The 21,881-nt window shown below is 70.1% G+C and carries 19 protein-coding genes and 1 tRNA gene; 10 read left to right on the top strand and 10 right to left on the bottom strand.

Going from position 1 to position 21,881, the window contains the following annotated elements:
* Positions 1-48: 48 nt before the first annotated feature.
* The 7 genes from rplI to rnr all read right to left on the bottom strand — a co-directional run bounded on the left by rplI (position 49) and on the right by rnr (position 7,030).
* Entirely contained in the window at positions 49-498 is a 450-nt protein-coding gene (gene rplI / locus KA217_01445; protein MBP7711119.1) for a 50S ribosomal protein L9, read from the bottom strand.
* Between the two features lie 9 nt (positions 499-507).
* Complete coding sequence (locus KA217_01440; GenBank protein MBP7711118.1) at positions 508-1,404, bottom strand: hypothetical protein; 897 nt, start codon at positions 1,402-1,404, stop codon at positions 508-510.
* 33 nt (positions 1,405-1,437) lie between these two features.
* A complete protein-coding gene (gene rpsR, locus KA217_01435; GenBank protein ID MBP7711117.1) occupies positions 1,438-1,665 on the bottom strand; it encodes a 30S ribosomal protein S18 in 228 nt (75 codons plus the stop codon).
* 53 nt (positions 1,666-1,718) lie between these two features.
* Positions 1,719-2,126, bottom strand: coding sequence for a 30S ribosomal protein S6 (gene rpsF / locus KA217_01430; protein ID MBP7711116.1), 408 nt, complete (start codon positions 2,124-2,126; stop codon positions 1,719-1,721).
* A gap of 266 nt (positions 2,127-2,392) precedes the next feature.
* Positions 2,393-3,718 (bottom strand): ATP-binding protein, encoded by a 1,326-nt coding sequence (locus KA217_01425; GenBank protein ID MBP7711115.1) that lies wholly within the window; start codon positions 3,716-3,718, stop codon positions 2,393-2,395.
* Between the two features lie 168 nt (positions 3,719-3,886).
* A complete protein-coding gene (rlmB, locus tag KA217_01420; protein MBP7711114.1) occupies positions 3,887-4,660 on the bottom strand; it encodes a 23S rRNA (guanosine(2251)-2'-O)-methyltransferase RlmB in 774 nt (257 codons plus the stop codon).
* 111 nt (positions 4,661-4,771) lie between these two features.
* On the bottom strand, positions 4,772-7,030 hold the full coding sequence (gene rnr / locus KA217_01415) for a ribonuclease R (protein MBP7711113.1): 2,259 nt from the start codon (positions 7,028-7,030) through the stop codon (positions 4,772-4,774).
* A gap of 204 nt (positions 7,031-7,234) precedes the next feature.
* Between rnr and KA217_01410 the strand changes: the two genes are divergently transcribed.
* The 6 genes from KA217_01410 to KA217_01385 all read left to right on the top strand — a co-directional run bounded on the left by KA217_01410 (position 7,235) and on the right by KA217_01385 (position 15,713).
* A tRNA-Leu gene (locus tag KA217_01410) sits at positions 7,235-7,321 on the top strand.
* Between the two features lie 334 nt (positions 7,322-7,655).
* The gene (locus tag KA217_01405) at positions 7,656-8,459 is read left to right on the top strand and encodes a hypothetical protein (GenBank protein ID MBP7711112.1); all 804 of its coding nucleotides are present in this window, start codon (positions 7,656-7,658) and stop codon (positions 8,457-8,459) included.
* Between the two features lie 678 nt (positions 8,460-9,137).
* Positions 9,138-10,682: a hypothetical protein gene (locus KA217_01400; GenBank protein ID MBP7711111.1), complete on the top strand. Its 1,545-nt coding sequence runs from the start codon at positions 9,138-9,140 to the stop codon at positions 10,680-10,682.
* A 164-nt stretch (positions 10,683-10,846) separates the two neighbouring features.
* The gene (locus tag KA217_01395; protein ID MBP7711110.1) at positions 10,847-12,604 is read left to right on the top strand and encodes a type I secretion system permease/ATPase; all 1,758 of its coding nucleotides are present in this window, start codon (positions 10,847-10,849) and stop codon (positions 12,602-12,604) included.
* 587 nt (positions 12,605-13,191) lie between these two features.
* On the top strand, positions 13,192-14,448 hold the full coding sequence (locus KA217_01390; protein MBP7711109.1) for an HlyD family type I secretion periplasmic adaptor subunit: 1,257 nt from the start codon (positions 13,192-13,194) through the stop codon (positions 14,446-14,448).
* Positions 14,445-15,713, top strand: a complete 1,269-nt coding sequence (locus KA217_01385) for a glycosyltransferase family 4 protein (GenBank protein MBP7711108.1) — start codon at positions 14,445-14,447, stop codon at positions 15,711-15,713. The genes KA217_01390 and KA217_01385 overlap by 4 nt, the downstream gene beginning before the upstream one ends.
* Before the next feature lie 59 nt (positions 15,714-15,772).
* Here KA217_01385 and KA217_01380 read toward each other — a convergent pair whose 3' ends face one another.
* Together KA217_01380 and KA217_01375 are read right to left on the bottom strand one after the other, a co-directional pair.
* The gene (locus KA217_01380; protein MBP7711107.1) at positions 15,773-16,459 is read right to left on the bottom strand and encodes a hypothetical protein; all 687 of its coding nucleotides are present in this window, start codon (positions 16,457-16,459) and stop codon (positions 15,773-15,775) included.
* Between the two features lie 225 nt (positions 16,460-16,684).
* Complete coding sequence (locus tag KA217_01375; protein ID MBP7711106.1) at positions 16,685-17,149, bottom strand: hypothetical protein; 465 nt, start codon at positions 17,147-17,149, stop codon at positions 16,685-16,687.
* 273 nt (positions 17,150-17,422) lie between these two features.
* On the opposite strand from KA217_01375, the gene KA217_01370 reads away from it, so the two are divergent.
* A complete protein-coding gene (locus KA217_01370) occupies positions 17,423-18,112 on the top strand; it encodes a hypothetical protein (protein MBP7711105.1) in 690 nt (229 codons plus the stop codon).
* Positions 18,113-18,128: 16 nt separating this feature from the next.
* Here the strand turns inward: KA217_01370 and cysC are convergent, their stop codons facing one another.
* Entirely contained in the window at positions 18,129-18,764 is a 636-nt protein-coding gene (gene cysC, locus KA217_01365; protein MBP7711104.1) for an adenylyl-sulfate kinase, read from the bottom strand.
* A 160-nt stretch (positions 18,765-18,924) separates the two neighbouring features.
* Between cysC and KA217_01360 the strand changes: the two genes are divergently transcribed.
* Genes KA217_01360 through KA217_01350 form a run of 3 tightly spaced genes read left to right on the top strand, consistent with a single transcriptional unit; the run spans position 18,925 to position 21,880 of the window.
* Positions 18,925-20,172 (top strand): sulfate ABC transporter substrate-binding protein, encoded by a 1,248-nt coding sequence (locus KA217_01360; GenBank protein ID MBP7711103.1) that lies wholly within the window; start codon positions 18,925-18,927, stop codon positions 20,170-20,172.
* On the top strand, positions 20,172-20,999 hold the full coding sequence (locus tag KA217_01355) for a sulfate ABC transporter permease subunit (protein MBP7711102.1): 828 nt from the start codon (positions 20,172-20,174) through the stop codon (positions 20,997-20,999). The genes KA217_01360 and KA217_01355 overlap by 1 nt, the downstream gene beginning before the upstream one ends.
* 53 nt (positions 21,000-21,052) lie before the next feature.
* Positions 21,053-21,880, top strand: a complete 828-nt coding sequence (locus tag KA217_01350; GenBank protein MBP7711101.1) for a sulfate ABC transporter permease subunit — start codon at positions 21,053-21,055, stop codon at positions 21,878-21,880.
* Position 21,881: the final 1 nt, after the last annotated feature.

Here is a 21,881-nt window from a genome sequence, read left to right as displayed (position 1 = left end):
GGATTTCGCAATCGGGCCCGGCGACGACCGCCGCCGGGCCGGGCGGCCTCACGCCTCGGGCACGACCTCGACCGTGATCTGGGCGTCCACGTCGGCGTGCAGGTGCAGCGGGACCGAGAATTCCCCGAGCTGACGCAGCGGCCCCTCGGCGAGACGCACCTCGTGCTTGTGCACCTCGTGCCCCGCGGCAGCGGCCGCCTCGGCGATGTCAGAGGTGCCGACCGAGCCGAAGAGCCTGCCCTCGTCACCGGCCCGCCGGGCGATCCGCAGGCGCACCCCCTCGAGCTTCGCGGCCCGGGCCTGGGCCGCGCCGAGCGTCTCGGCCTGAGCCTTCTCCAGCTCCGCCCGGCGCTTCTCGAAGGCCTCCAGGTTGGCCGCCGTCGCCTGCGCCGCCTTGCCCTTCGGGATCAGAAAGTTGCGCGCATAGCCCGGCTTCACCCGGACCTTCTCGCCCAGGTTCCCGAGGTTCTGAACCTTCTCCAGCAGTATCACTTCCATCGTCCTACCTCACGACTTGTAGAATCGGCGCCGGAAATCGACCCACGCGTCGGCCCACCCAAGCGCCGCGAGCGCGACCATGGGGTACGGCCACAGCACCACCAGCGCCACGTAGAGTCCCGTCAACCAGGCTCGGCCACCCTTGCGCGGGCCGAGCAGCGCGTGCGCGACGGCCAGGCCCTGCAACGTCAGCACCACCAGCCCCACCAGCAGAATCTCGGCCGCCAGGCGCCGCAACCCGCCGGGTGCGAGGAGCAGCGCCAGCGCCACCACCGCGGTGGCCGCCGCGACCCGCCAGTCGAGCCGCAGCGCCCTGAACTCCTGCCCGAACCCGCCGGGGTTGTACAACAGCGCCTGCCACCAGCGCGCCACGAAGAGCGAAATGCTCGTCCCCAGCACCGTGGCCGCCGCCACCACCCCGGTCATCACCTCGGCGATGCGGGCGATGACCTCCGGGTTCAGCTTGATCCCCTGGCCCTCGAACATGGGCACCAGCCCGTCCTCGAGCACCCCCCGCCACCAGTCGGCCGGCGAGTCCACGACCCCGTGGACCAGCAGGATAGCCCCAGCCGCGGCGAGCGCCGCGAAGGTCAGGGTCGGCCCCTGGGCCGAGGCGCCGCGCAGCACCTGCGCGAGCGCCCACACCGGCAGCCACAGCAACCCCAGGAGCGCCAGCACCGGCAGCGGGCTGCCCAGCGCCACCCACCCGAGGGCCCCGGCGAGCAGCGTCGCCCCGGCCGTCACGAACAACCCCTCGAGCCAGCCCCGGCGCAGGGTCACCAGCCCCACCGCGCCGCCCGCCAGGTAACTCGCCGGCGGGATCACCACCGACAGGAGCGAGAACGCCACCACGGCCAGCACCGCCTGGCCCCGGCCCGCCATCACGAATGCCGCCAGGCCTTTCATCGGGCCGCCGGCTCGAGCGCCTGCCCTGCGCGTCTACTGGTGGGCGTCGGTGTACGGCAGCAGCGCCAGGAACCGCGCCCGCTTGATGGCGGTCGACAGCTGGCGCTGGTAGCGCGACTTCGTCCCGGTGATGCGGCTCGGGACGATCTTGCCGGTCTCGCTGACGTACTGCTTCAGCGTCGCGATGTCCTTGTAGTCGATCTCCTTGACGCCCTCGGCGGTGAACCGGCAGTACTTCTTGCGGCGGAAGAAACGCGACATGTCCTACCCCTCGTATCGTTCGTCCAGCGACCGGGCGCGCGCGGCGCCCGCCGTCACTCCTCGTCCTCGGCGGGCAGCTCGTCGGCCACCCGGTCCTCGCGCGGCGGCCGGGGCCCGCGCTCGCGGCGCTCTTCGCCCTCCTCGCGGGACCTGGCCATCGGCGAGGGCTCGGTGACCGCCTCGTCACGCTTGATGACCAGGTTGCGCAGCACCGCGTCGTTGAAGCGGAACGCGCTCTCGAGGTCGTCGAGCGTCTTCTGCTCGACCTCGATGTTCATCAGGACGTAGTGCGCCTTGTGGACCTTGGCGATGGGGTAGGACAGCTGGCGGCGGCCCCAGTCCTCCAGGCGGTGGATCCGCCCGTTGCCGCCTTCGATCATCGAGCGGTACCGCTCGAGCATCGCGGGAACCTGCTCGCTCTGGTCCGGGTGGACCAGGAACACGACTTCGTAGTGACGCATGGACGCTCCTTTCGGCTGTCGAGCCTCCCGGCGTTCCGGTCTGCCGGCGTTCCGGTGAGGCAAGGAGTCACACCCCGGCCTGTCCGGGGAAGCGCGGCATCATAGCCGAAAGCGGCCCTCGCCGGAAGCCCGATCAATGGGGTCAGACTCGATTGAACGGACTCGATAGGGATCACATTTTGTGGGATGTCCCTCTGCGCTGACGATGGGGCGTGACAATCGGTGCAGACGCCACTGGTCCTCAGACGCCCGCTCCCGTTTTCCGCTCACGCGCGCGTCGCGCCCAGCAGCCAGTCGCGGGCAGCGATCACCGTCACGTCGTCGGGGGCTGCGAGCACCGCCGGCCGGTCCAGCGTGACGAGCACCCGGGCGGCCCGGGGATGCTCCGGCGCCGCCTCCCGCAGGGCCCGGACCTCCCGCGCGAGCGTCTCCGGGGCGTCGACGCTCGCGCAGACCTGGATCAGCTCTTCCCGGCCTTCGAGATGACGCACGTGGAAGTCGACCTCGTAGCCGCTCGCGGTTCGCACGTAGGCGACCTCGGCGCCGCGCCGCCCCAACTCCAGGAACACGGCGGTCTCGAGGGCGTGGCCGAGATTCGCCCTGGCCGTCCGGTCGAAGAGGGGGATGAGGCCGGGGTCGACCGGGTAGACCTTGCGCGGGTTGACCTGGCGCCGGCGCTCGGAGTCGGTGGCGACGGCGACGCTGCGGAGCAGGAAGGCGTCCTCCAGGTAGCCGAGGTAGCTGTGCAGCGTATCCTTGCCGACCGGGACGCCCTGGGACTTCAGGTCGACGTGAAACTTGTGGATGCTGAAAGTCCCGGCTGCGTTGCCGAGCAGATGCCGCACCATCCAGCGCAGGACCAGCGGCTGGGTGACTGCGTGACGCTCGACGACGTCGCGCAGCAGCACGACGTCGACGTACCCTCGCAACAGCTCGATGCGGCTGCGCGCATCGAGCCCCTGCGCCTCGGGAAAACCGCCCTCGGTCAGGTAGCGGCGCAGGGCGTGGTCGAGCAGGGATTGCTCGGCCTTGGTCAGGCGGCCCGGCAGGCCTTGCGGCTCCTGCCCCGCGTGGCGCAGGCTCTCCCGGAAGCTGAACGGCAGCACGAACGCCTCCATCGCGCGCCCGCGCATGCGGGTGGCGACCTCGCGGGAGAGCAGGCGCGCCGATGACCCCGAGAGGAACAGGTCGACCTGCTCGCTGTCGAGCACGCGGCGGGCGAAGCCCTCCCAACCCGGCACCACCTGGATCTCGTCCAGGAAGAACGTGGCCCGTTGCCGGTCCCGCCAGTGGGGGTTGAGGCGGTAGTACTCCTCCACCAGCACGCCCAGGTCCCCGGCCTCCATGCCGGCGAGCCGCTCGTCCTCGAAGCTGAAGTAGAGCAGGCCGTCGCGCGGGGTGCCCCGGGCCAGGCGGTCACCGAGGATCTGCCAGAGCAGACTGGTCTTTCCCGCCCGGCGCATGCCGATCACGGCGGTCGCCTTGTTCGGCACCGCGGGCAGCCACACGTCGCGCCGGGTCAGCACCGGGACCGGAGCAGCGAGCCCGTCCAGGATCGTCTGCCGGATGAGCGGGCGGAATTGGTCTTCCATGACGGACACGTTAGTCCGGATATGTCCTTTTAGGAAGGACGAATCTCCCGGACACCCCGAGGACGGGCGACTGCGTGCCGTTGGGGTCTGCGTACCGTTGGGCTCTGACCCCCAGAAGCACAACGACCGGACGCAAGGTGCGGACCCGTGGTGTGGGACCGAGCAGTCCTAGCTGCGCTGCCGGACGGCCTCGTACAGGCAGACGCCGGCGGCGACGGAGACGTTCAGGCTCTCGACCGTGCCGGCCATGGGCACGCGCACCAGGGCGTCGCACTGCTCGCGGGTGAGGCGGCGCAGGCCCCCGCCCTCCCCACCCATCACCAGGGCGAGCGGGCCGGAGAGATCGGCCGCGAAGAGCGGCTGCTCGGCCCCGCCCGCCGCGCCCACCACCTGCAGGCCGCGGTCCTTGAGGGCCCGCAGCGTCCTGGCCAGGTTGGTCACCTGCACGAAGGGCACCGACTCGGCGGCCCCGCTCGCCACCTTGAGGACGGCCGGCGTCAGCCCGACGGCCCGGTCGCGCGGGGCGACGACGGCGTGAACGCCGGCCGCGTCGGCCGTGCGCAGGCAGGCACCGAGGTTGTGGGGGTCCTGGACCCCGTCCAGCACCAGGACCAGCGCCGGGCCCTGCGCTGCGTCCAGCAGCCGCTCCAGGTCCGCCTCACCGAGGGGAGCGGACTCCCCCGCATAGGCGGCGACCACCCCCTGGTGGCGGGCCCCCTCCGCGAGGCTGTCCAACTCCACGCGAGTGGACTCGTTGATCGGTACGCCGCGCTTGCGGGCCACCTCCACCAGCCGGTTGAGACGCGCGTCCTTGCGGCTCTCCAGCACCCAGAGCCGCGTCACCCGACCCGGCTCGTGCTCGAGCAGTGCGGCGACGGCGTGCAGTCCGAAGACGTTACGGTTCACCCCCACCCTCCCGCATTCCCAGGGAAACTGGGACATTCTGCGCTCCGGGATCGTGAGGCGTAGCACGAGTTTCGAGGGCCGCACGGAGGTAGCCCGGAAAGCCGCGCCAGCGTTGGGCTGCGGGAAAAGCAGAATGTCCCCATTTTTCTAGCGCTTTCCGCGGCGGCCCCGTACAGGCGGCGCCTCGGCGTCGGCGAGCTCGAAGTCGATCTTGCGGTTGTCCAGGTCGACCCGCACGACCCGGACCCGCAGGCGGTCGCCGAGACGGTAGACGCGGTGGGTGCGCTCACCCACCAGGCGATGGTGGGCAGCCTCGAAGTGGTAGTAGTCCGCCTTGAGGGCGGTGACGTGGACCAGGCCCTCGACGTAGACCCCGTCGAGCTCGATGAAGAGCCCGAAGGACGTCACCCCGCTCACCGTCCCGTCGAACACCTCGCCCACCTTGTCCACCATGTACTCGGCCTTGAGCCAGTCCACGGCGTCGCGGGTTGCGTCGTCGGCCCGCCGCTCGGTCATGGAACAGTGTTCGCCGAGCGGGACCATGTCCACCGGCCGGTAGACGAAGTCCCCGGGGCGCCCGCCCTCCAGCACGTGCCGGATCGCCCGGTGCACGACGAGGTCCGGGTAGCGGCGGATGGGCGAGGTGAAGTGCGCGTAGGCATCGAGCGCAAGCCCGAAGTGTCCGTTGTTCTCCGGGCTGTAGACCGCCTGGGCGAGCGAGCGGAGCATCACGGTCTGGATCAGGTGGCGGTCGGGCCGCCGGCCCACTTCCTCCAGGAGCTTCGCGTAGTGCCCCGGCTCCGGCGAAGCCCCGCCCCGGAGGCGCAGCCCCAACTCGGTCAGGAACTCCCGCAGGCTCTCCAGCTTCTCCCGGGTCGGCCCGTCGTGAACGCGGTACAGCGCCGGCATCTTGTGGCGGGCGAGAAAGCGCGCGGCGGAGATGTTGGCCGCGACCATGCATTCCTCGATCAGGCGGTGGGCGTCGTTGTGCTCCACCGGCTCGACCCGCTCGATCTTCTTGCCGGGGCCGAAGACGATCCGGGTCTCCACGCTCTCGAAGTCGATGGCGCCCCGCTCCTCCCGGGCCGCACGCAGCGCCCGGAAGAGCGCGTAGAGCTCCTCCAGGTGCGGCAGCAGGTCGCCGAGCTCCCGGCGCACCTTTCGGTCACCCTCCACCAGCGCGGCGGCGACCTGGTCGTAGGTGAGCCGGGCGTGGGACCGCATCACGCCCGGGTAGAAGCGCGAGCGGGTCACCTCGCCCTCCCGGGTGACCAGCATCTCGCAGACCATGCACAGCCGGTCGACCTCGGGGTTGAGGGAGCAGAGGCCGTTCGAGAGGGCCTCGGGCAGCATGGGAATGACACGCCCCGGGAAGTAGACCGAGGTGCCGCGGCTCCTCGCCTCGGCGTCGATGGTGCTGCCCGGCTGGACGTAGGCCGATACGTCGGCGATGGCGACGTAGAGCCGCCAGCCCTTCGGCGTGGGCTCGCAGTGCACGGCGTCGTCGAAGTCCTTGGCATCCGCGCCGTCGATGGTGACGAGCGGGAGCGCACGCAGGTCCTTGCGCCCGGCGAGTGCCGCCTCGGGCACCGTGTGGCCGAAGCCGGCCGCCGCGTCCTCCACACCCTCGGGCCAAGTGAACGGCAGGCCGTGGGAGCGGATGGCGATGTCGATCTCCATCCCCGGCCCCATGTGGTCGCCGAGGACCTCGGCCACGCGCCCGAGCGGGGGCGCCCGGTGGGTCGGCTGCTCGATCAGGTCCGCGACCACGATCTGGCCGGTCTTCGCCCCGTGCAGGTCCTGGGGCGGGACCAGGATGTCGTGGCGCACCCGCGAGTTGTCGGGGACCACGAAGGCGACGCCCTTCTCCACGAAGAGACGGCCGACCACCTGCTGGGTGTTGCGCTCGATGACCTCGACCAGCGCCCCCTCGCGCCGCCCGCGCCGGTCCACCCCGGAGACCCGGACCACCGCGCGGTCGCCGTGCACGAGGCCCCGCATCTCCCGGGCCGAGAGGAACAGGTCCGCGCTGGCGTCGTCGGGAACCAGGAAGCCGTAGCCGTCCGGGTGTCCGATGACCCGCCCCGAGACCAGATCGGTGCGGTTGACGAGCAGGTACCCCTCGCGGCGGTTGCGGACCAGTTGGCCGTCCCGGACCATCGCGTCGAGACGGCGCTGGAGCGCGTCGCTCTCGTACTCGTCGAGCCCGAGCTCCGTGGCCAGCCGCTCCCGGGTCCGGGGCTTGCCGGCCGCCTTCAGGTGCTCGATGACGAACTCACGGCTGGGGATCGGCCGCTCGTAGAGCCGGGTCTCCCGGCCGAGGTGGGCGTCGGCCTCGCGCCAGGTGTCTTCCTGGCGGCGCGTCTTGCGGGTCACGGGGGGTTCCTCCGGGGGGCAGGGGCGCATTGTAGGGCCCGCTTACGGAAATGGGGACATTCTGCATTCCGGGAGCGCGAGGCGGGCCGCGGGCCCCAGGGACCACACCAGGGCCCTCTGGAGACCCGCAGCGGCGTTGGCCTGCGGGAAAACCAGAATGTCCCCATTTTCCGTTGACAACCCCGGGGGTGGACAGTACATTTTCTGCCCTCCCTGCAAGGGGAGACCGCACCTGCCGGGGTGGCGGAATTGGTAGACGCGCTAGTTTCAGGTACTAGTGGGGGTAACCCCGTGGAGGTTCAAGTCCTCTCTCCGGCACCAACCGCAGCCCTGCGGCGGTCGCGCCCCTGAGTCGGGGCCGGCTCTTCCTCACCCCCTCGATCTCCCCTCCCGGCGCTCGGCCTCGGGTGCTCGGCGCGTCGAGCGCTCCCCTCCTCTCCCCGCGCCCGGGAACACGGGCTTGTCGGTGGACTTTACAGCCGGCGACCCCGACGGGGCGGGGCCGAACCCTCGCCTATGTCAAATGGCTGAGTCTCCGCGGGTTGGGCGCCATCAGGCACGGGAAATGCTTCGGCCCGACCGCATCCTGGCGACTGCACTCGACCCTCGTCAAACTGCATCGAGCCAACCACCCAGAACCCAGGGAGTCTCAGCGATGTTCACGAAACGCACGCTAACCGGGGCCGTCGTGGCGGCCGGTCTGAGCTTGGCCACCCTGCAGGCGGCGCAAGCAGTGGAAGTTGATTTCACGTTCACCGGGGGTGTCGGTGCGTGGTTCTATGATTCGACATCGGCTGTGTTCAACACCCCCGTGCCCATCTCGGGCGTGCTCACGCTCAACCTCTCGGACGCTGCTGCGGCCGGCGCTTCCGTTGAGTGGACCGTGAACGATGTCGTGAGCCTGAAACTGAACGGCTACCTCGCGCAGGAGAACAACCCCCCGTACTCCCCGACAAACGTCTACAACGATTCCATGCCGGTCTTCTATCGGAGTGATGCGAACATCGCCACCAGCGCTGGAGGCGAAAACCCTGGCCTTGTGCAGCCCCTGGTACCCGGTGTGGTCTGGGAGGACCAGAGCTTTTGGGAGCTCGACCCCGGAACAAACGGCGCTGTCAAATCCCTCGGTAGCGCTTCCTACGGCGCCAATCCGTTCGAGGACTCCGGTTCCGGTTACCTGCAGATCAACGCAGAGATCTTTCGTACCGATGCCCTGCCAGGGACCCATGTTTATGACCAGTTATATACCCTTTACCTCCAGCTAGACTCCGGGACGCTTTCAGAGACCCTTGAGTATGGCGATACGAACAAGGTTGGCGGGACAAATTATGCCTTCGACGGTTCGCACACCAGCGACATCACGTGGCAGGCCAGCCCCGTGCCCGTGCCGGCCGCCTTGCCGCTCTTCCTTTCGGCCCTCGGGCTGCTGGGCGCCCTGCGCCGGAGCCGGGCGGGTTAGGATGACGCGCTGGAACGACACACGCGGGAAGGACGACGCCTGGCGCAAGGGGATCGCAACGGGCTCGCAGGCGGGCTGGAAGGTAGCGTTGCGCGGATAGTGTAGCGGCAGGGCCGGCCCTCGAGGACGAGGGGGGTCGGCAGCGTAGCAAGGTTCGTGGCTCGAGCCAGGGGAGGCAGGGGCGGGCGGTCACCCTCCGGGTGACCGCCCGTTTCCATTTTCGCGGCGCCCCCTCGTCTCCCTATGTCGGAAACATTTACAGTGTCGGCAGGCCGCCGGACACGTCGCCCGCGGCAGAAAGACCCCTGAAATGGGAACTGACTCACAGATCCGGGCGGCCATCGCTTCCCCCGGTCGGGCCGGGCTGCGGGGACGCTGTCGAACTTGTTTACACTCCCCGCGAGCAGCCTCCTCCCACCCCTCACCCGAGCCCGTAACCCATTTGAATTCCCTGGGTTTCCAGCGCCCCGGCGCACCGGGCACGACTGTTGCAAAGGATGGGCGACGGGGAACCGGTCCAGGTCGCCAGTTCTGGGCGAACAACGGACCATTCTCCGGCGGAGCGAACCAGTCACCTTCTACAGAGGCTGCCGAGCGTATCGGGAGCCTGACAAGGGCTTCGGAGGGGGGCGCTGGGTCTCGCGGACGTCCAAGACTTTGCGCATGAGGAAATCGACCATGGCACTGCAGAAGTTCGTGCTGTTCAACAATCAGGCCAACACCACCTCCGGGGTGATTCCGGGATATGGGTTCCTCCCGACCTTTGGTGTGGTGCTGGATGGCTCCAACAACCTGTCGCAGCTCGAGAATGCCTACAACAACGCCCCGTACGGCACCCAGGAGCTGGACGACTTCGTCGCCAACCCGAACGACTGGGCAGCCATGGGCGGCGCCGCCGACTTCGTGAACGGCGAAGGCGGTGACGACGTCATCTACGGCGGCTACGGCCTGTATGTCAATGAGGTGAAGGCCTATTCGGACGAGTTGGGCCTTGCCGCCGTTCCTTACGGCAACAAACTCCCGTCGGGATACGGCGACGACTTCTCCGGTGACAGCATCTACGGTGGCGAGGGCAACGACGTCCTGTTCGGCGAGCGCGGCACCGACTTCATCTCCGGCGACAACGGCAGTGACTTCATCAGCGGTGGCTCGCACAACGACGTGCTGATGGGCGGGGCAGGCGACGACACCGTCCACGGCGACGCCGGCAACGACAAGATCTGGGGCGGCAGCGGTGACGACCTCCTCGAGGGTGAGACCGGCAACGACACCATGAAGGGCGACGCCGGCCAGGACACCATGTACGGCGAGGAAGGCAACGACCTGATGTATGGCGGCGCCAATGACTTCACGTCGGTCGTGTGCAACCCCTGCGAGGATGCGCTCCAGAAGCCCCTCGGTGACCTGATGTTCGGTGGCACCGGCTATGACACCATGTACGGTGACACCGGCAACGACACCATGTACGGCGGCGACCAGGACGACAAGATGTACGGCGGCGCCGACCAGGACGTGATGTACGGTGAGGCCGGAAACGACACGATGGACGGCGGCGCCGGCTTCGACATCATCGAGGGCGGCGAGGGGAACGACGTCATCACCAACGGCGAGATCGTGTCCGGTGGCGGAGGCAACGACAACATCACCGGCAGTGAAGACGACGACTGCATCTGCGGCGGCGACGGACAGGACACCGTCAACGGCGCAGGCGGCAACGACACGGTTGGCGGTGGCGCGGACAACGACTACGTGTCCGGCGGCGCCGGTGCCGACACGTTCGTCTACCGCTTCGCGACCATTTCGTGGTTCGGCTATGAAGACGGCCAGATCACGATGGGGCTGGACGGCAACGACATCATCAAGGACCTCGAGGCAGGCGACAAGATTTGCCTCGACGACGTAACGGACCTCGTCTCGAGCACCGAGGCGCTGAGCGACAACCCCGCAGCGAATGGCCAGCGCGGCATCGAGGTGTGGGACAACGGCGTGGACACCTACCTGGCGTTCGACAACACCACGTGGCTTGCCTATGACAACCCCGGTCATCCCGAGCTCGAGTCCAACTTCTGGATCAAGCTCGAGGGCGTGACGGGCGGCGATGTCGGCGCTTACCAGACGATCGAGGACATCGAGGCTGGCGAGAGCGTGGACATCTTCGTCGGCAACTGTGCATGCCCCGGCATGCCGGGCGACTGCGACCTGTACGACGTGCAGCCCGCGTAAGCCATCCGTAACGTCGGCCGGCCCACGCCGGCCGACGGCAGCGGTCAGAAGTGGGGCCGGGGGGCCTCGGCCACCCCGGCCCTTTTTTTTGCCCGGTGCGGGACCGGCCGCTTGGCCTACAATTCAGGCCGGGACGTCCCCAACCGGTTCGGAGACCTCAACCGATGACCCCCAGGCAACCCTCCCCGCTCCTGAAGGTCCTGCGCCAGTTCCGCGGCGCCTTCCTGGCGGTCGTCCTCTTTTCCTTGTGCATCAGCGTCCTGCAACTGGCGCTGCCCATCTACATCTTCAGCGTCTTCACACTGGTCTTCAACACCATGAGCGGGGAGACCCTGCTCATGCTCACCCTGATGGTGATGGGCGCCATTCTCGCCACCGCCGCCCTGGAGCTGGTGCGCGGCAAGGTCCTGGCGCGCGTGGCCCAGGGCCTGGACGCCCGCCTGGGGGGGGACGTGCTGGAGGCCGTGCTGCGAACGAGCGGGATCGTGCGCCCGGCCAGCGGCCAGGCCCTGCGGGACGTCACGGAACTGCGCGGCCTGCTCACCGGTAGCGAGATCTACCGGATGGTCGAATTCCCGCTGGTGCCGCTCTACATCGGCGCCCTGTACTTCTTCCACCCCACGCTGGCCTGGGTCGCCCTGGCCGGAACCGTGGTGCTCATGATCCTTGCAGTGGTCAACGAGGTGGTGAGCCGGCCCGCCCTGAAGAAGATGAACACCGAGACCCTCAAGGGCTTCTCGCGGGTCGACGACTACGTGCGCAGCGCCGACGCCATCCAGGCGATGGGCATGGTGCCGGCCGTCGTCCGGCGCTGGGAGCGCCAGAACCAGGAGAAGCTGCGCCAGCTCTCCGTCGCGAGCGGCCGGGCGGTGACCGTGAGCACCTTCGCCCGCTTCGTCCGCATGGCCCTGCAGGTCGCCCTGTACGGCGTCGGCGCCTATCTCTTCCTCCAGCACGAGCTCCTGGTCGGCGCCATGATCGCCGCCAACATGATCATGTCGCGCGGCCTGGCGCCGGTGGAGGCCTCGATCTCGACCTGGAAGACGCTCGTCTCCGGCCACGCCGCGTTCGGCCGCCTGAGCGAGCTCCTCGCGCAGAATCTGCGGCAGGCCGGCGGTCTCGCCCTCCCCTCGCCGGAAGGCCGCCTACAGGTGGAAAAGGTGACCGTCATCAGCGGCTCCCCCACTGCGGGAACACCGCGGGTCATCCTGCAGGGCGTGTCCTTCGACCTCGAGCCGGGCAAGCAGCTCGGCATCGTCGGACCGAGCGGCGCCGGCAAGACCACGCTCGGCCGGGTCATCGCGGGGGTGATCCCGGCGGCATCGGGTACGGTCCGACTGGATGGCGCGGACCTGCGCCACTGGGACCCCGACCAGCTCGGACACCACATGGGCTACCTCCCCCAGGAGGTCCAGCTCTTCTCCGGGACCGTCGCAGAGAACATCGCCCGCATGGCACCGACCGTGGACGTGAAGCCGGTGATTGCGGCCGCGCGGCTGACCGGCGCCCACGAGATGATCCAGCGCCTGCCGAAGGGCTACGAAACCGACGTGGGTGAGAACGGGTCTGCCCTCTCGGCCGGCCAGCGCCAGCACATCGGGCTGGCCCGGGCCTTCTTCGGGAATCCGCGCCTGGTGGTGCTCGACGAGCCCAACTCCAATCTGGACAGCGAGAGCGAGCAGGCGCTGGTTCGGGCCCTGGGGACCGCCCGCTCCGCCGGGATGACGGTCATCGTGATCACCCACCGGCCGAGCCTGCTCGACGGGGCGGACAAGCTCCTGGTGCTCCGCAACGGCAACGTCGAGCTCTTCGGGCCACGCTCCGACGTCCTGGCCCGGATCCTTCCGCCTGGGCCGGCAGTGGGCCGCCTGCCCGCCGGGGCGCCGGCCGCCCGCCTGCAGGTGCTCGGTCAGAACACCTAAAGGGGGGCCCAGCGGGTGCCGCTTACAGGCCGGGAACGGGGGTGGAGAACGAACGGGGACTGTCGGGCCATACCATGAGCATCATCGAGCGCGCGATCGAGAGGGAGTTGGAGGGCCAGCAGGCTGAGCGGCGCCGGGGCCCGGCAAAGCCGGCGACGCATGGCGAGGGCGAGCCGGAGGCCCTCGAGCTACCGCCGTACCCCCGGGCGCCCAGTGGCGCGACGCCGACCACTGCAGGCAGGCCTCGGCCGAGGGTTCCTGGCAGGCCCGCCGGAGCCGGCGGTCCCCCGCCCTCCCCGGGCCCAGCCCCCTCCCCGTCTCCCTCCGCATCCCCGGGAGCCCTGCCCCAGCCGTCCCGGGGAACCCGGGCAGTCGCCCTCCCCGCCGCCGACACGGAGAAGTCCTCGCGGGCAGAAGGCCCGCCCTCCGAGCCGATCGAGGGTGAGGCCGCGTCTGGCGAAGGCAGCCAGTCCCCATCCTCCGCCGGCCCGGCGGTCCCGGTCGAGGACGCTGAAGTTGTCCTTCCCGCCACCGACGTCCGGGGAGAGGCCCCTCCCGTCAAACACGAGTATCGCTCCATCATCGCGGTGGGCCTGCTGATCCTGCTCCTCGTGGTCGGTGGCTTCGGGGCCTGGGCAACGCTCGTCCCCTTGCAGGTGGCCGTCGTGGTCACCGGCGAGGTCAAGCTCGCGGGGGGCGACAAGCCGGTCCAGCACCTGGAAGGCGGCATCCTGCGCGAGGTCCTGGTGGAAGACGGCACGCACGTCGAGGCCGGACAGGTACTTGCCCGGCTCGACGACACCCAGTCCCGGGCGCGGCTCCAGGGGCTCGACGCCCGCTACAAGAGCCTGCGGGTGCGGGAGGCGCGGCTCATCGCGGAACGGGACGGGACCGACGCCATCGCGTTCTCCCCGGAGATCCTCGGGATGACCGGCGACGGGGGAGACGCCGCCGCACTGATGACAGCCCAGGAGAACCTGTTCCGGGCCCGCCGCGACGCACTGAGCGAGCAGCTCAAGACCCTGGAAGAACGCATCAAGCAGTACGAGAACCAGATTTCGGGCTACGACGTCCAGCGCCGCTCCACCGAGGAGCAGCTCGGCTACATCAAGGAAGAACTGACCGCCGCGAAGACCCTCTTCGACAAGGGCATTTACGAGAAGCCGCGGCTGCTCGCGCTGCAGCGCAACTCGGCCGCGCTGAAGGGGACCATCGGCCAATACACCGCGCAGATCGCGAGCACCAACGACCGCATCAGCGAGACGCGCTCGCAGATGGCGTCGGCGCGGACGCAGCGCCTGAGCGAGGTGAGCCGTGAGCTGCAGGAGGTCCAGTCCGACCTGCTCGACGCGACGGAAAAGCGCAACGCCGCGCGGGACATCCTGGAACGCACGGTGGTCCGCGCCCCTTACGCCGGGACCGTAGTCGCGCTCAAGTACCGAGCGTCGGGCATCGTGCTTCCGGCAGGCGCGAGCATCCTGAGCCTCGTGGCAGGGGACGAGTCCCAGGTGGTGGAGGTCAAGGTCAAACCGACCGACGTGGATTCCCTCAAACTCGGCATGCGCGCAGATGTGCTGTTCACGGGCTTCAGCCGGCGCACCACTCCGCGCGCGGAGGGGACGCTCGCCTACATCTCCGCCGACCGGCTGCAGGACCCGGCCGGATACCCGTATTACCTCGCCCGGATCGAGATGACGAGCGACTCGATGAAGGGGATGGAGGGCGTAGTGCTGAGCCCCGGCATGCCCGCAGAGGTCCACATCGCGACCGGCCAGCGCACCGCCCTGAGCTATGTGCTGAAGCCCATCCTCGACAGCTTCCGGCGGGCCGTCACGGACGGATGAGGATCGCCTTCGTACACAACAACTGCCCGGGGCAATACAAGCACCTGGCCCCGAGGCTCGCGGCCGACCCGGACAATCAGGTCGTCTTCTTCTCGAAGCCGAAGCGCCCCGAGCTTCCCCGTGTGCGCAAGATCGAGTGGGTGCCGAGGCGCGCCCCCTCCCCATCGACGCACCGGTACCTGCGGAATTTCGAAGAGGGTGTGCTGAACGGCCAGGAGGTGGCGCGCGCCGCCCAGGCCCTGAAGAAGGAGGGTTTCCAGCCCGACGTGGTCTGCGCCCACATGGGATGGGGCGAGGCCCTGTACCTGAAGGACGTGTGGCCCCGGGCGGCCCTTCTCGGGTATTTCGAGTATTTCTATCACGCGTTCGGAACGGACGTGGATTTCGAGCCGGGACGCGAGGTCGGCCTGGACGACGTCTGCCGGATCCGCACCAAGAACGCGCTCCATCTCCTCAATCTCTCCATCGCCGACCACGGGGTCACCCCGACCCACTGGCAATGGACGCTGCATCCCCCGGAGTATCGCGACAAGCTCACGGTGCTCCACGAAGGCATCGACACGACGACCGTTCGGCCCGACCCGTCCGCGAGGCTGGAGGTCGACTCCGGCCTGACGTTGTCCGCGCAAGACGAGGTCGTGACCTACGTCGCCCGGAACCTCGAGCCGTACCGGGGGTTTCCGTCCTTCATGCGAGCCCTCGCGATCCTCCTGAAACGCAGGCCACGCTGTCACGCCGTCATCGTCGGAGGCGACGGGGTGAGCTACGGCAGCCGTCCGGTCGACGGACGCAGCTGGCGCGAGCACCTGCTGGAAGAGGTGGACCTGGACCGATCCCGGGCTCACTTCCTCGGGCGAGTCCCCTACGAGCGCTATCTGAAGGTCCTGCAGGTCTCCCGGGCCCACGTGTATCTGAGCTACCCGTTCGTCCTTTCCTGGTCGATGCTCGAGGCCCTGGCCGCGGGCTGCCTGGTCGTAGGGTCGCGCACGGCTCCCGTGGAAGAGGTCATCGAGGACGGGCGTAATGGCTTCCTCGCGGATTTCTTCTCGCCGGAGGAGATCGCGGGACGCGTCGCCGAGGCGCTCGACCTTCACGCCGGGCGGGACACCTTGTGCGAGCGGGCGAGGCAGACCGTGGAGGAGCGTTACTCGCTCGCCCGCTGCCTGCCCCGGCACGTCGAGCTGGTCCGGAAGCTGGCGAGTGGCGCCCCCTCCCGTACCAGGGCACAGGGGCCTGCAGGCGGGCGCAAGGCAACGCCCCGGTAGCCTCGCCGGGAAAGACGGACACGCAGGAGACGCTGACTCAGCGGCGACTCAGCGGCGACTCAGCGGCCCCGGGGGCGGCGGCTCAATGCCAGGAGTGCAGCCAGCGCCCCCGCGAGAGAGACCCCGGCAGGCGGAAGCGGCGTGTGGAAGGAGGCCCGGGCCCGGCCAGTGGCCTCCGCGACGCCGTAGTCCAGGTTATCCATCACCAGCAGCGGCGGCGCCACACCCCACGCGAGCAGCCACCGGAGCGCCATCCCGTCGATCTGGACGACGAGCCGGGAGACCGGTGCCCCGGAGTACTCGAAATGCCCCGAGACCGCCCAGGCGCCCGGCACCGGCTCCACGGCGACGACCGAGGTCCAACTCTGCTCGAGGTCGGGACCGAAGAGCTCGAACCCGCCCACCTCGCTCACCCACCGGTACGTGCTCACTGCGAGGTCGAAGCCCAGGCGGTCCACGGGACGGGCGAAGTCCAGGGTCAGCACACCCCGGGCATCGGCGTAGAGGACTCCCCCCGAGAACACCGAGGGCTCGAAGCCCGAAGGCCACGGCACCCCGGCCCGGGCGTTCACGGCTGACCCCCAGAGCGAGTCCTGGTACCCGAAGGTGACGCCACCTGCAGTCAGGCCGTCCAGGGGAACGGGATTCGGCACGTCGAACGAAATCGTGTCCGCGCGGGCGGGCAAAGATGCCGCGAGCGAGGCCTGGAGAAGGGCCCCGAACAGGAGCAGACCTGGCAGCCTCATGGCACCGACCCCACCGTTTGCAGCCGGCCGTTTGCACGGCAGGAACTACCACAGCAACCACAGCAAGAACCGTGCCTCTAGAGCTTTTTCAATCGGTTACGCACGAACGAGCCCACACGAGGCTTCCATCCCCGTGTCCCTGTAAAGGGCCTCGACAGGCTAAAACGTGCCCCAGTCGACAGTCCCGCGCCAGACCGGCGGCGCCAGCCCCCTGGGCCAACCCCCTCAGTGATGCGTCCTTGCCGGCTTCGGCGCCCGCACGGGCTCGTCGACCACGAGACCCCGGCGGACGCGCTTGCCGAGCAGCACGCAGGCGCGGGAGAACGCCTCCTCCGCCTGGATGGCGCACCACTCCCAGTCCGAAGGGCTCGCGTCCTCCTCGCTCCGCCAGTGGGCGGTGACGTAGACCTCCCCCAGACGCAGTTCCACCGCCCAGTCGTGCCAGCTCACGTCGGGCTGCTCGTCCTCGGTGTAGGCCTGTTCCACCAGCCGGCAGTAATTGCCGCTGGAGTCGTCCCCCACGGTCATGTCGGAGACGACGAGCGCGGGGTCCACGCAGGAGTCCCAGCCGGTGTGCACCTGGTCGGCAGTGGCGAAGACCGCGTCCATGATGGCCGAGGGCGTGAGCGTCACCGTCACGACACTGTCGTGGTCTGGCTCGGAGATGGTCTCAACGTCGGTGGAGCTCATTCCAGTCCCTCACAGCTCGAGGAAGCTCAAGCACTGTGGCTTCGTCAGCCCTTCGAAAGAAAGCTGCCCGGGCCTGCTCCTGCCTGCCCTGGGGCCGCACGTGGGGGGCGAAAGATAACACATTGCAAGCCCCCGGATTTCCTGCGCACCCGCATCCGGGCAACCCGCCCCTCCCCCACCGCGAGTTGGACTCCGGAAAGTCCGCTTGAAGCGCGCTTCCGTCACGCTTATGGTGCCCTCATCCAGCGGCACACGGCTCTGCAGGTGACGGCCATGCGCGGTACTTCGCTCGCCTCCCTCGCTGCCGGCCTGGGCCTGACCCTCGTCGGCTGCGCCACCCCCCCCTCCAGCCCCTACGCCAGCCTGGCCTACCAGCAGGTCGCCCCGGGGTGGACGCTGACCCTGCACGAGCCCCTGCGGATCCCCGCCAACCAGGCCCACGCCGACGTCCAGGCCGTGGGTTCGGGGGAGATGGACCCGTACTGCGAATTCGAGATCGTGACCGTGTCCGAGTCGCCCCAGACCGTGGAACCGGACGTGTTCGAGGTCTGGCGGGTGGGCCGGTCCGTCAGCCCGAGCAGCGACTGGGGGATGAGTCAGCCGGTCCAGCTGGCGGCGGTCGGCATCAGCCTCGGGACCGGCGTGGGTGTCCTCTCCGACGTGGGGATTGGCATCGGGATCGGCGGCGGCCGCGGCTCCACCGGTGTGGGGATCGGGATTGGCATCGGCGACGGCTACGGCGGGTGGTGGTCGGGGCGCGACCCACCGACGCAGCTCTTCTACAAGACCCGCCTCTGGCTGCGCTCGGCGAAACAGCCCGGCGTGCGGCAGGTGACCTGCCAGTGGGACCAGATGACCCCGAGCGGGGCCGCGTACGCGCGGCACCTCACGCTGGAGGAGATCCGCAGGGCGCTCGGCCCGGCCTTCACCCTGGCCGCCCCAGGCGGGAGCCCTCGCCCGTAGCCCGCGGGTTGTAGCGCTACGGCCGCGAGCCGAGGTCTCCGGGCAGGATCCCCCGCCGCTGCAGCTCCGCCACGATGGCGAGCGCGCACTCGGGCGCCGACATCCGGTCCGGGCGCAGCTCGATCTCCGGGGCGAGCGGCGGCTCGTAGGGGTCGTCGATGCCGGTGAAGGACTTGATCTCCCCCGCCCGCGCCCGGCGGTAGAGGCCCTTCGGGTCGCGCTGCTCGCAGACCTCGATCGGGGTGTTCGCGTAGATCTCGAGAAACGGCAGGCCCGCCTCCCGGTGCAGGTCACGGACCCGGTCGCGGTCGGCCCGGTAGGGCGAGATGAAACTCGTCAGGGTGATGACGCCGGCGTCCGCGAAGAGCCCCGCGACCTCGCCGATCCGGCGGATGTTCTCGGCCCGATCCTCGGCGCTGAAGCCGAGGTTCTTGTTGAGCCCGTGGCGGATGTTGTCGCCGTCGAGCACGTAGGCGGTCCAGCCGTGCTCGATCAGCAGGTGCTCCAGGGTGAAGGCGATGGTGCTCTTGCCCGAGGCGCTCAAGCCCGTGAGCCAGAGCGTCGCACCGCGCTGGCCGAGGCTCCGGGAGCGCTGGTCCCGGTCCACGTGACCCTCGTGCCAGGTGACGTTGGTGGCCTTCATCGCGTCCATCGACTCCCTCCTTTCCCCCTCCACGCCCCGTGGCCGGCCGCTGGCCGCCCGGCCCTCCCGCCCAACCGGCCCGGGCCGGCCCGGGTTGTGTACATCGACCGGCAGCCTCGCCACTATACGGCCAGCGAGCGGAAGCCCGAAGGGCCAGGGGGCCAACGAGATGCATCACCCGAGATCGAGGCTGTGTCCTGTCCGGGCCCCGGACCGGAGCCCCTGCGGGGGCCTCGGCGCCATCAGCCCCGGCACCGGAGCCGGAGCGGGAGCGGGAGCGGGAGCGGGAGCGGGAGCGGGAGCGGGACAGGCTGCCCCCGGCCGCCACGCGGCCGGCATCCTCCTCGCCCTGGCACTGACCGCCCTCGCCGGCTGCGGCCAGAGCGAGCCCCCGGCGGGCGCGGCGGGCACGGGCACCGGTGCTGGCCCTGGGGCTGGCACTGGCGCGGACGCAGGCAAGGCCGCGGTCACCCGCACCCTGGTGCTCGGCGCCTACACCACCCCGCGCGAGGCCTACGGCAAGGCCATCCTGCCGGCCTTCCAGAAACACTGGAAGGAGAAGACCGGCGAGACCGTGGTCTTCCAGGAGTCCTACCTCGGCAGCGGCGCCCAGGCCCGCGCCATCGTCGGCGGCTTCGAGGCCGACGTCGCCGCACTCTCGCTCGAGGCCGACGTCGAAGCCATCGCCAAAGCGGGGCTCATCAGCGACGACTGGAAGGCGGGCCCCCACGGGGGGATGGTCACCCGCTCGGTCGTCGTGCTCGCGGTGCGCCCCGGCAACCCCAGGGGCCTGAAGGACTGGGACGATCTGCGCGCCCCCGGACTCAACGTGCTGACCCCCAACGTGCGCACGAGCGGCGGGGCCATGTGGAACGTCTGTGCCCTCTACGGCGCAGCCCTGCGCGGGGGGACCTCGGCCCCGAAGGGCGACGCCGCGGCGGCCGAGAAGCTCCTCGGCGAGGTGCTCGGCAACGTGAGCGTCATGGACAAGGGGGCGCGCGAGTCCATCCTCACCTTCGAGAAGGGGGTGGGGGATACCGCCATCACCTACGAGAACGAGGTCCTCGCGGCGCGCCAGGCGGGCCAGCCCTACGAGTACGTCATCCCGCGCGCCACCATCCTGATCGAGAACCCGGTGGCGGTCGTCGACCGCTACGCCGAGAAGCACGGCACCCGCGAGCTCGCCGCGGGCTTCGTCGCATTCCTCGGTAGCCCCGAGGCCCAGCGCGCCTTCGCCGAGTACGGCTACCGCCCGGTCGACGCAGGCGTGGCGCAGGAGGTCGCGGGCCGCTTCCCGGCGGTCACCGATCTCTTCACCGTCCGCGACCTCGGCGGCTGGCCCGAGGTGCAGAAGACCCTCTTCGCCCCCGGCGCCCTCTACGACCGGGTGGCCCGCGCCACCGGCGCCCGGCGCTGATGCCGGTCGGCCCCGCGGTCGAGCCCAGCGCGGGCGGCATCGCCGTCCGCTGGGGGGTCGTCAGCTACGTCGGCCTGCTCGTCGCCGTGCCCCTCGCCGCGTTGCTGGCGAGCGGGCTCGGCGAGGGGGTCACGGCCCTCTGGCAGGCGGTCACCTCGCCGGTCGCCGCCGACGCCCTCGCCCGCACCCTCTGGACCGCCGGGGTGATGGCGCTCGTCAACGCGGTGATGGGCACCGCGACCGCCTGGGTCCTGGTGCGCTACGAGTTCCCGGGCCGGGGGCTCCTCTCGGGCCTCGTCGACCTGCCCTTCGCCATCCCGACGCTCGTCACCGGGGTGATGCTGGTGCTCCTCTTCGGCCCCCAGTCCGCCCTCGGCGGCTGGCTCCACGCCCAGGGCCTGCCGGTCGCCTTCGCCACCCCGAGCATCGTGCTCGCACTCCTCTTCATTACCGTGCCCTTCGTGGTGCGGGCGGTCGAGCCCGTGCTGCTGGAACAGGACCCCGCCGAGGAGGAGGCCGCGCGCACGCTCGGCGCCGGCACCTTCACCGTGTTCCGCCGCGTGCTGCTGCCCCCGCTCCTGCCCGCCATCCTCTCGGGCACCATCCGCTCCTACGCCCGGGCGCTCGGGGAGTTCGGGTCCATCGTGGTGGTCTCGGGCAACATCCCCTACCAGACCCTGACCGCCCCCATCTACGTCTTCGGGGAGATCGAGAGCGGGCGCCCGCAGGTGGCCGCCGCGCTCTCGGTGGCGCTGCTGGCCGTCGCCCTCGCGCTCACCTTCGCCGCCCACGCCATCGAGCGCCTCACCGGGGTGCGCCGTGGCTAGCGGTGCAGGGCCGCGGCGGTCTGTGGCGGGCACGGCGCCGGGAGGTCGCGGCCGTGGCTAGCCGGGCCCCGACCCGCCACCTCTCCGCCGGGCAGTGGCTCCTCGTCGGCGCGGTCGCCCTCTACCTCGGCGGGGTCCTCCTCCTGCCCCTCTCGGCCATCGTCACCCAGGCCCTCGCGCGGGGGCCGGGACCGCTGCTGGCGGTCTTCGCCGATCCGGCGGCCCGCCACGGCCTCTGGCTCTCGCTCGCGCTCGCGGCCATCGCCCTCCTCGCGAACGGCCTCTTCGGCATCGCCGGGGCGCTCGTGCTCACCCGTGACCGTTTCCTCGGCCGGCGGGTGCTGGACGCCCTCGTCGACCTGCCGCTCGCGGTCTCGCCGGTGATGACGGGCCTCGCCTTCCTGCTGGTGTTCGGGCGCGGGGGCTGGCTCGAGCCCGCGCTCGAGGCGCTCGACTGGAAGGTCACCTTCGCCTTCCCGGGCCTCGTGCTCGCCACCCTCTTCGTCACCTTCCCGTTCACGCTGCGCGAGGTCGCCTACGTGCTGGAGGAGCTCGGCACGAGCGAGGAGGAGGCCGCCGCCACCCTCGGCGCCTCGCCCTGGCAGACCTTCTGGCGGGTGACGCTGCCCAACATCCGTTACGCGCTCGGCTACGGGGTGGTGCTCACCACCGCCCGCGCGCTCGGGGAGTTCGGCGCCGTGCTCATCCTGGGCGGGGCCATCTCCGGGCACACCGAGACCGCCACCACCTTCATCTACAACGCCCTCGAGGAGCGCCAGGAGAGCGCCGCCTACGCCATCGCCCTCGTCCTCGCGCTGGCGAGCGTGGTGCTCCTCGCGCTCCTCGAGTGGCTGAAACGCCGGCGCGCCCGGGAGCGTTGAG

It is taken from the genome of Gammaproteobacteria bacterium (assembly GCA_017999615.1).
Classification (GTDB): domain Bacteria; phylum Pseudomonadota; class Gammaproteobacteria; order JAABTG01; family JAABTG01; genus JAGNLM01.
Note: the sequence above shows the minus strand (reverse complement) of the source record. Positions and strands in the feature narration are given on the sequence as shown.

Coding starts and splice junctions, on each gene's coding strand:
- rplI (MBP7711119.1), bottom strand. CDS start 498: ATGGAAGTGATACTGCTGGAGAAGGTTCAGAACCTCGGGAACCTGGGC.
- cysC (MBP7711104.1), bottom strand. CDS start 18,764: ATGGACGCGATGAAGGCCACCAACGTCACCTGGCACGAGGGTCACGTG.
- KA217_01370 (MBP7711105.1), top strand. CDS start 17,423: ATGCGCGGTACTTCGCTCGCCTCCCTCGCTGCCGGCCTGGGCCTGACC.
- KA217_01375 (MBP7711106.1), bottom strand. CDS start 17,149: ATGAGCTCCACCGACGTTGAGACCATCTCCGAGCCAGACCACGACAGT.
- rpsR (MBP7711117.1), bottom strand. CDS start 1,665: ATGTCGCGTTTCTTCCGCCGCAAGAAGTACTGCCGGTTCACCGCCGAG.
- rpsF (MBP7711116.1), bottom strand. CDS start 2,126: ATGCGTCACTACGAAGTCGTGTTCCTGGTCCACCCGGACCAGAGCGAG.
- KA217_01355 (MBP7711102.1), top strand. CDS start 20,172: ATGCCGGTCGGCCCCGCGGTCGAGCCCAGCGCGGGCGGCATCGCCGTC.
- KA217_01380 (MBP7711107.1), bottom strand. CDS start 16,459: ATGAGGCTGCCAGGTCTGCTCCTGTTCGGGGCCCTTCTCCAGGCCTCG.
- KA217_01405 (MBP7711112.1), top strand. CDS start 7,656: ATGTTCACGAAACGCACGCTAACCGGGGCCGTCGTGGCGGCCGGTCTG.
- KA217_01360 (MBP7711103.1), top strand. CDS start 18,925: ATGCATCACCCGAGATCGAGGCTGTGTCCTGTCCGGGCCCCGGACCGG.
- rnr (MBP7711113.1), bottom strand. CDS start 7,030: ATGCGCCCCTGCCCCCCGGAGGAACCCCCCGTGACCCGCAAGACGCGC.
- KA217_01400 (MBP7711111.1), top strand. CDS start 9,138: ATGGCACTGCAGAAGTTCGTGCTGTTCAACAATCAGGCCAACACCACC.
- KA217_01395 (MBP7711110.1), top strand. CDS start 10,847: ATGACCCCCAGGCAACCCTCCCCGCTCCTGAAGGTCCTGCGCCAGTTC.
- KA217_01425 (MBP7711115.1), bottom strand. CDS start 3,718: ATGGAAGACCAATTCCGCCCGCTCATCCGGCAGACGATCCTGGACGGG.
- KA217_01385 (MBP7711108.1), top strand. CDS start 14,445: ATGAGGATCGCCTTCGTACACAACAACTGCCCGGGGCAATACAAGCAC.
- KA217_01440 (MBP7711118.1), bottom strand. CDS start 1,404: ATGAAAGGCCTGGCGGCATTCGTGATGGCGGGCCGGGGCCAGGCGGTG.
- rlmB (MBP7711114.1), bottom strand. CDS start 4,660: ATGTCCCAGTTTCCCTGGGAATGCGGGAGGGTGGGGGTGAACCGTAAC.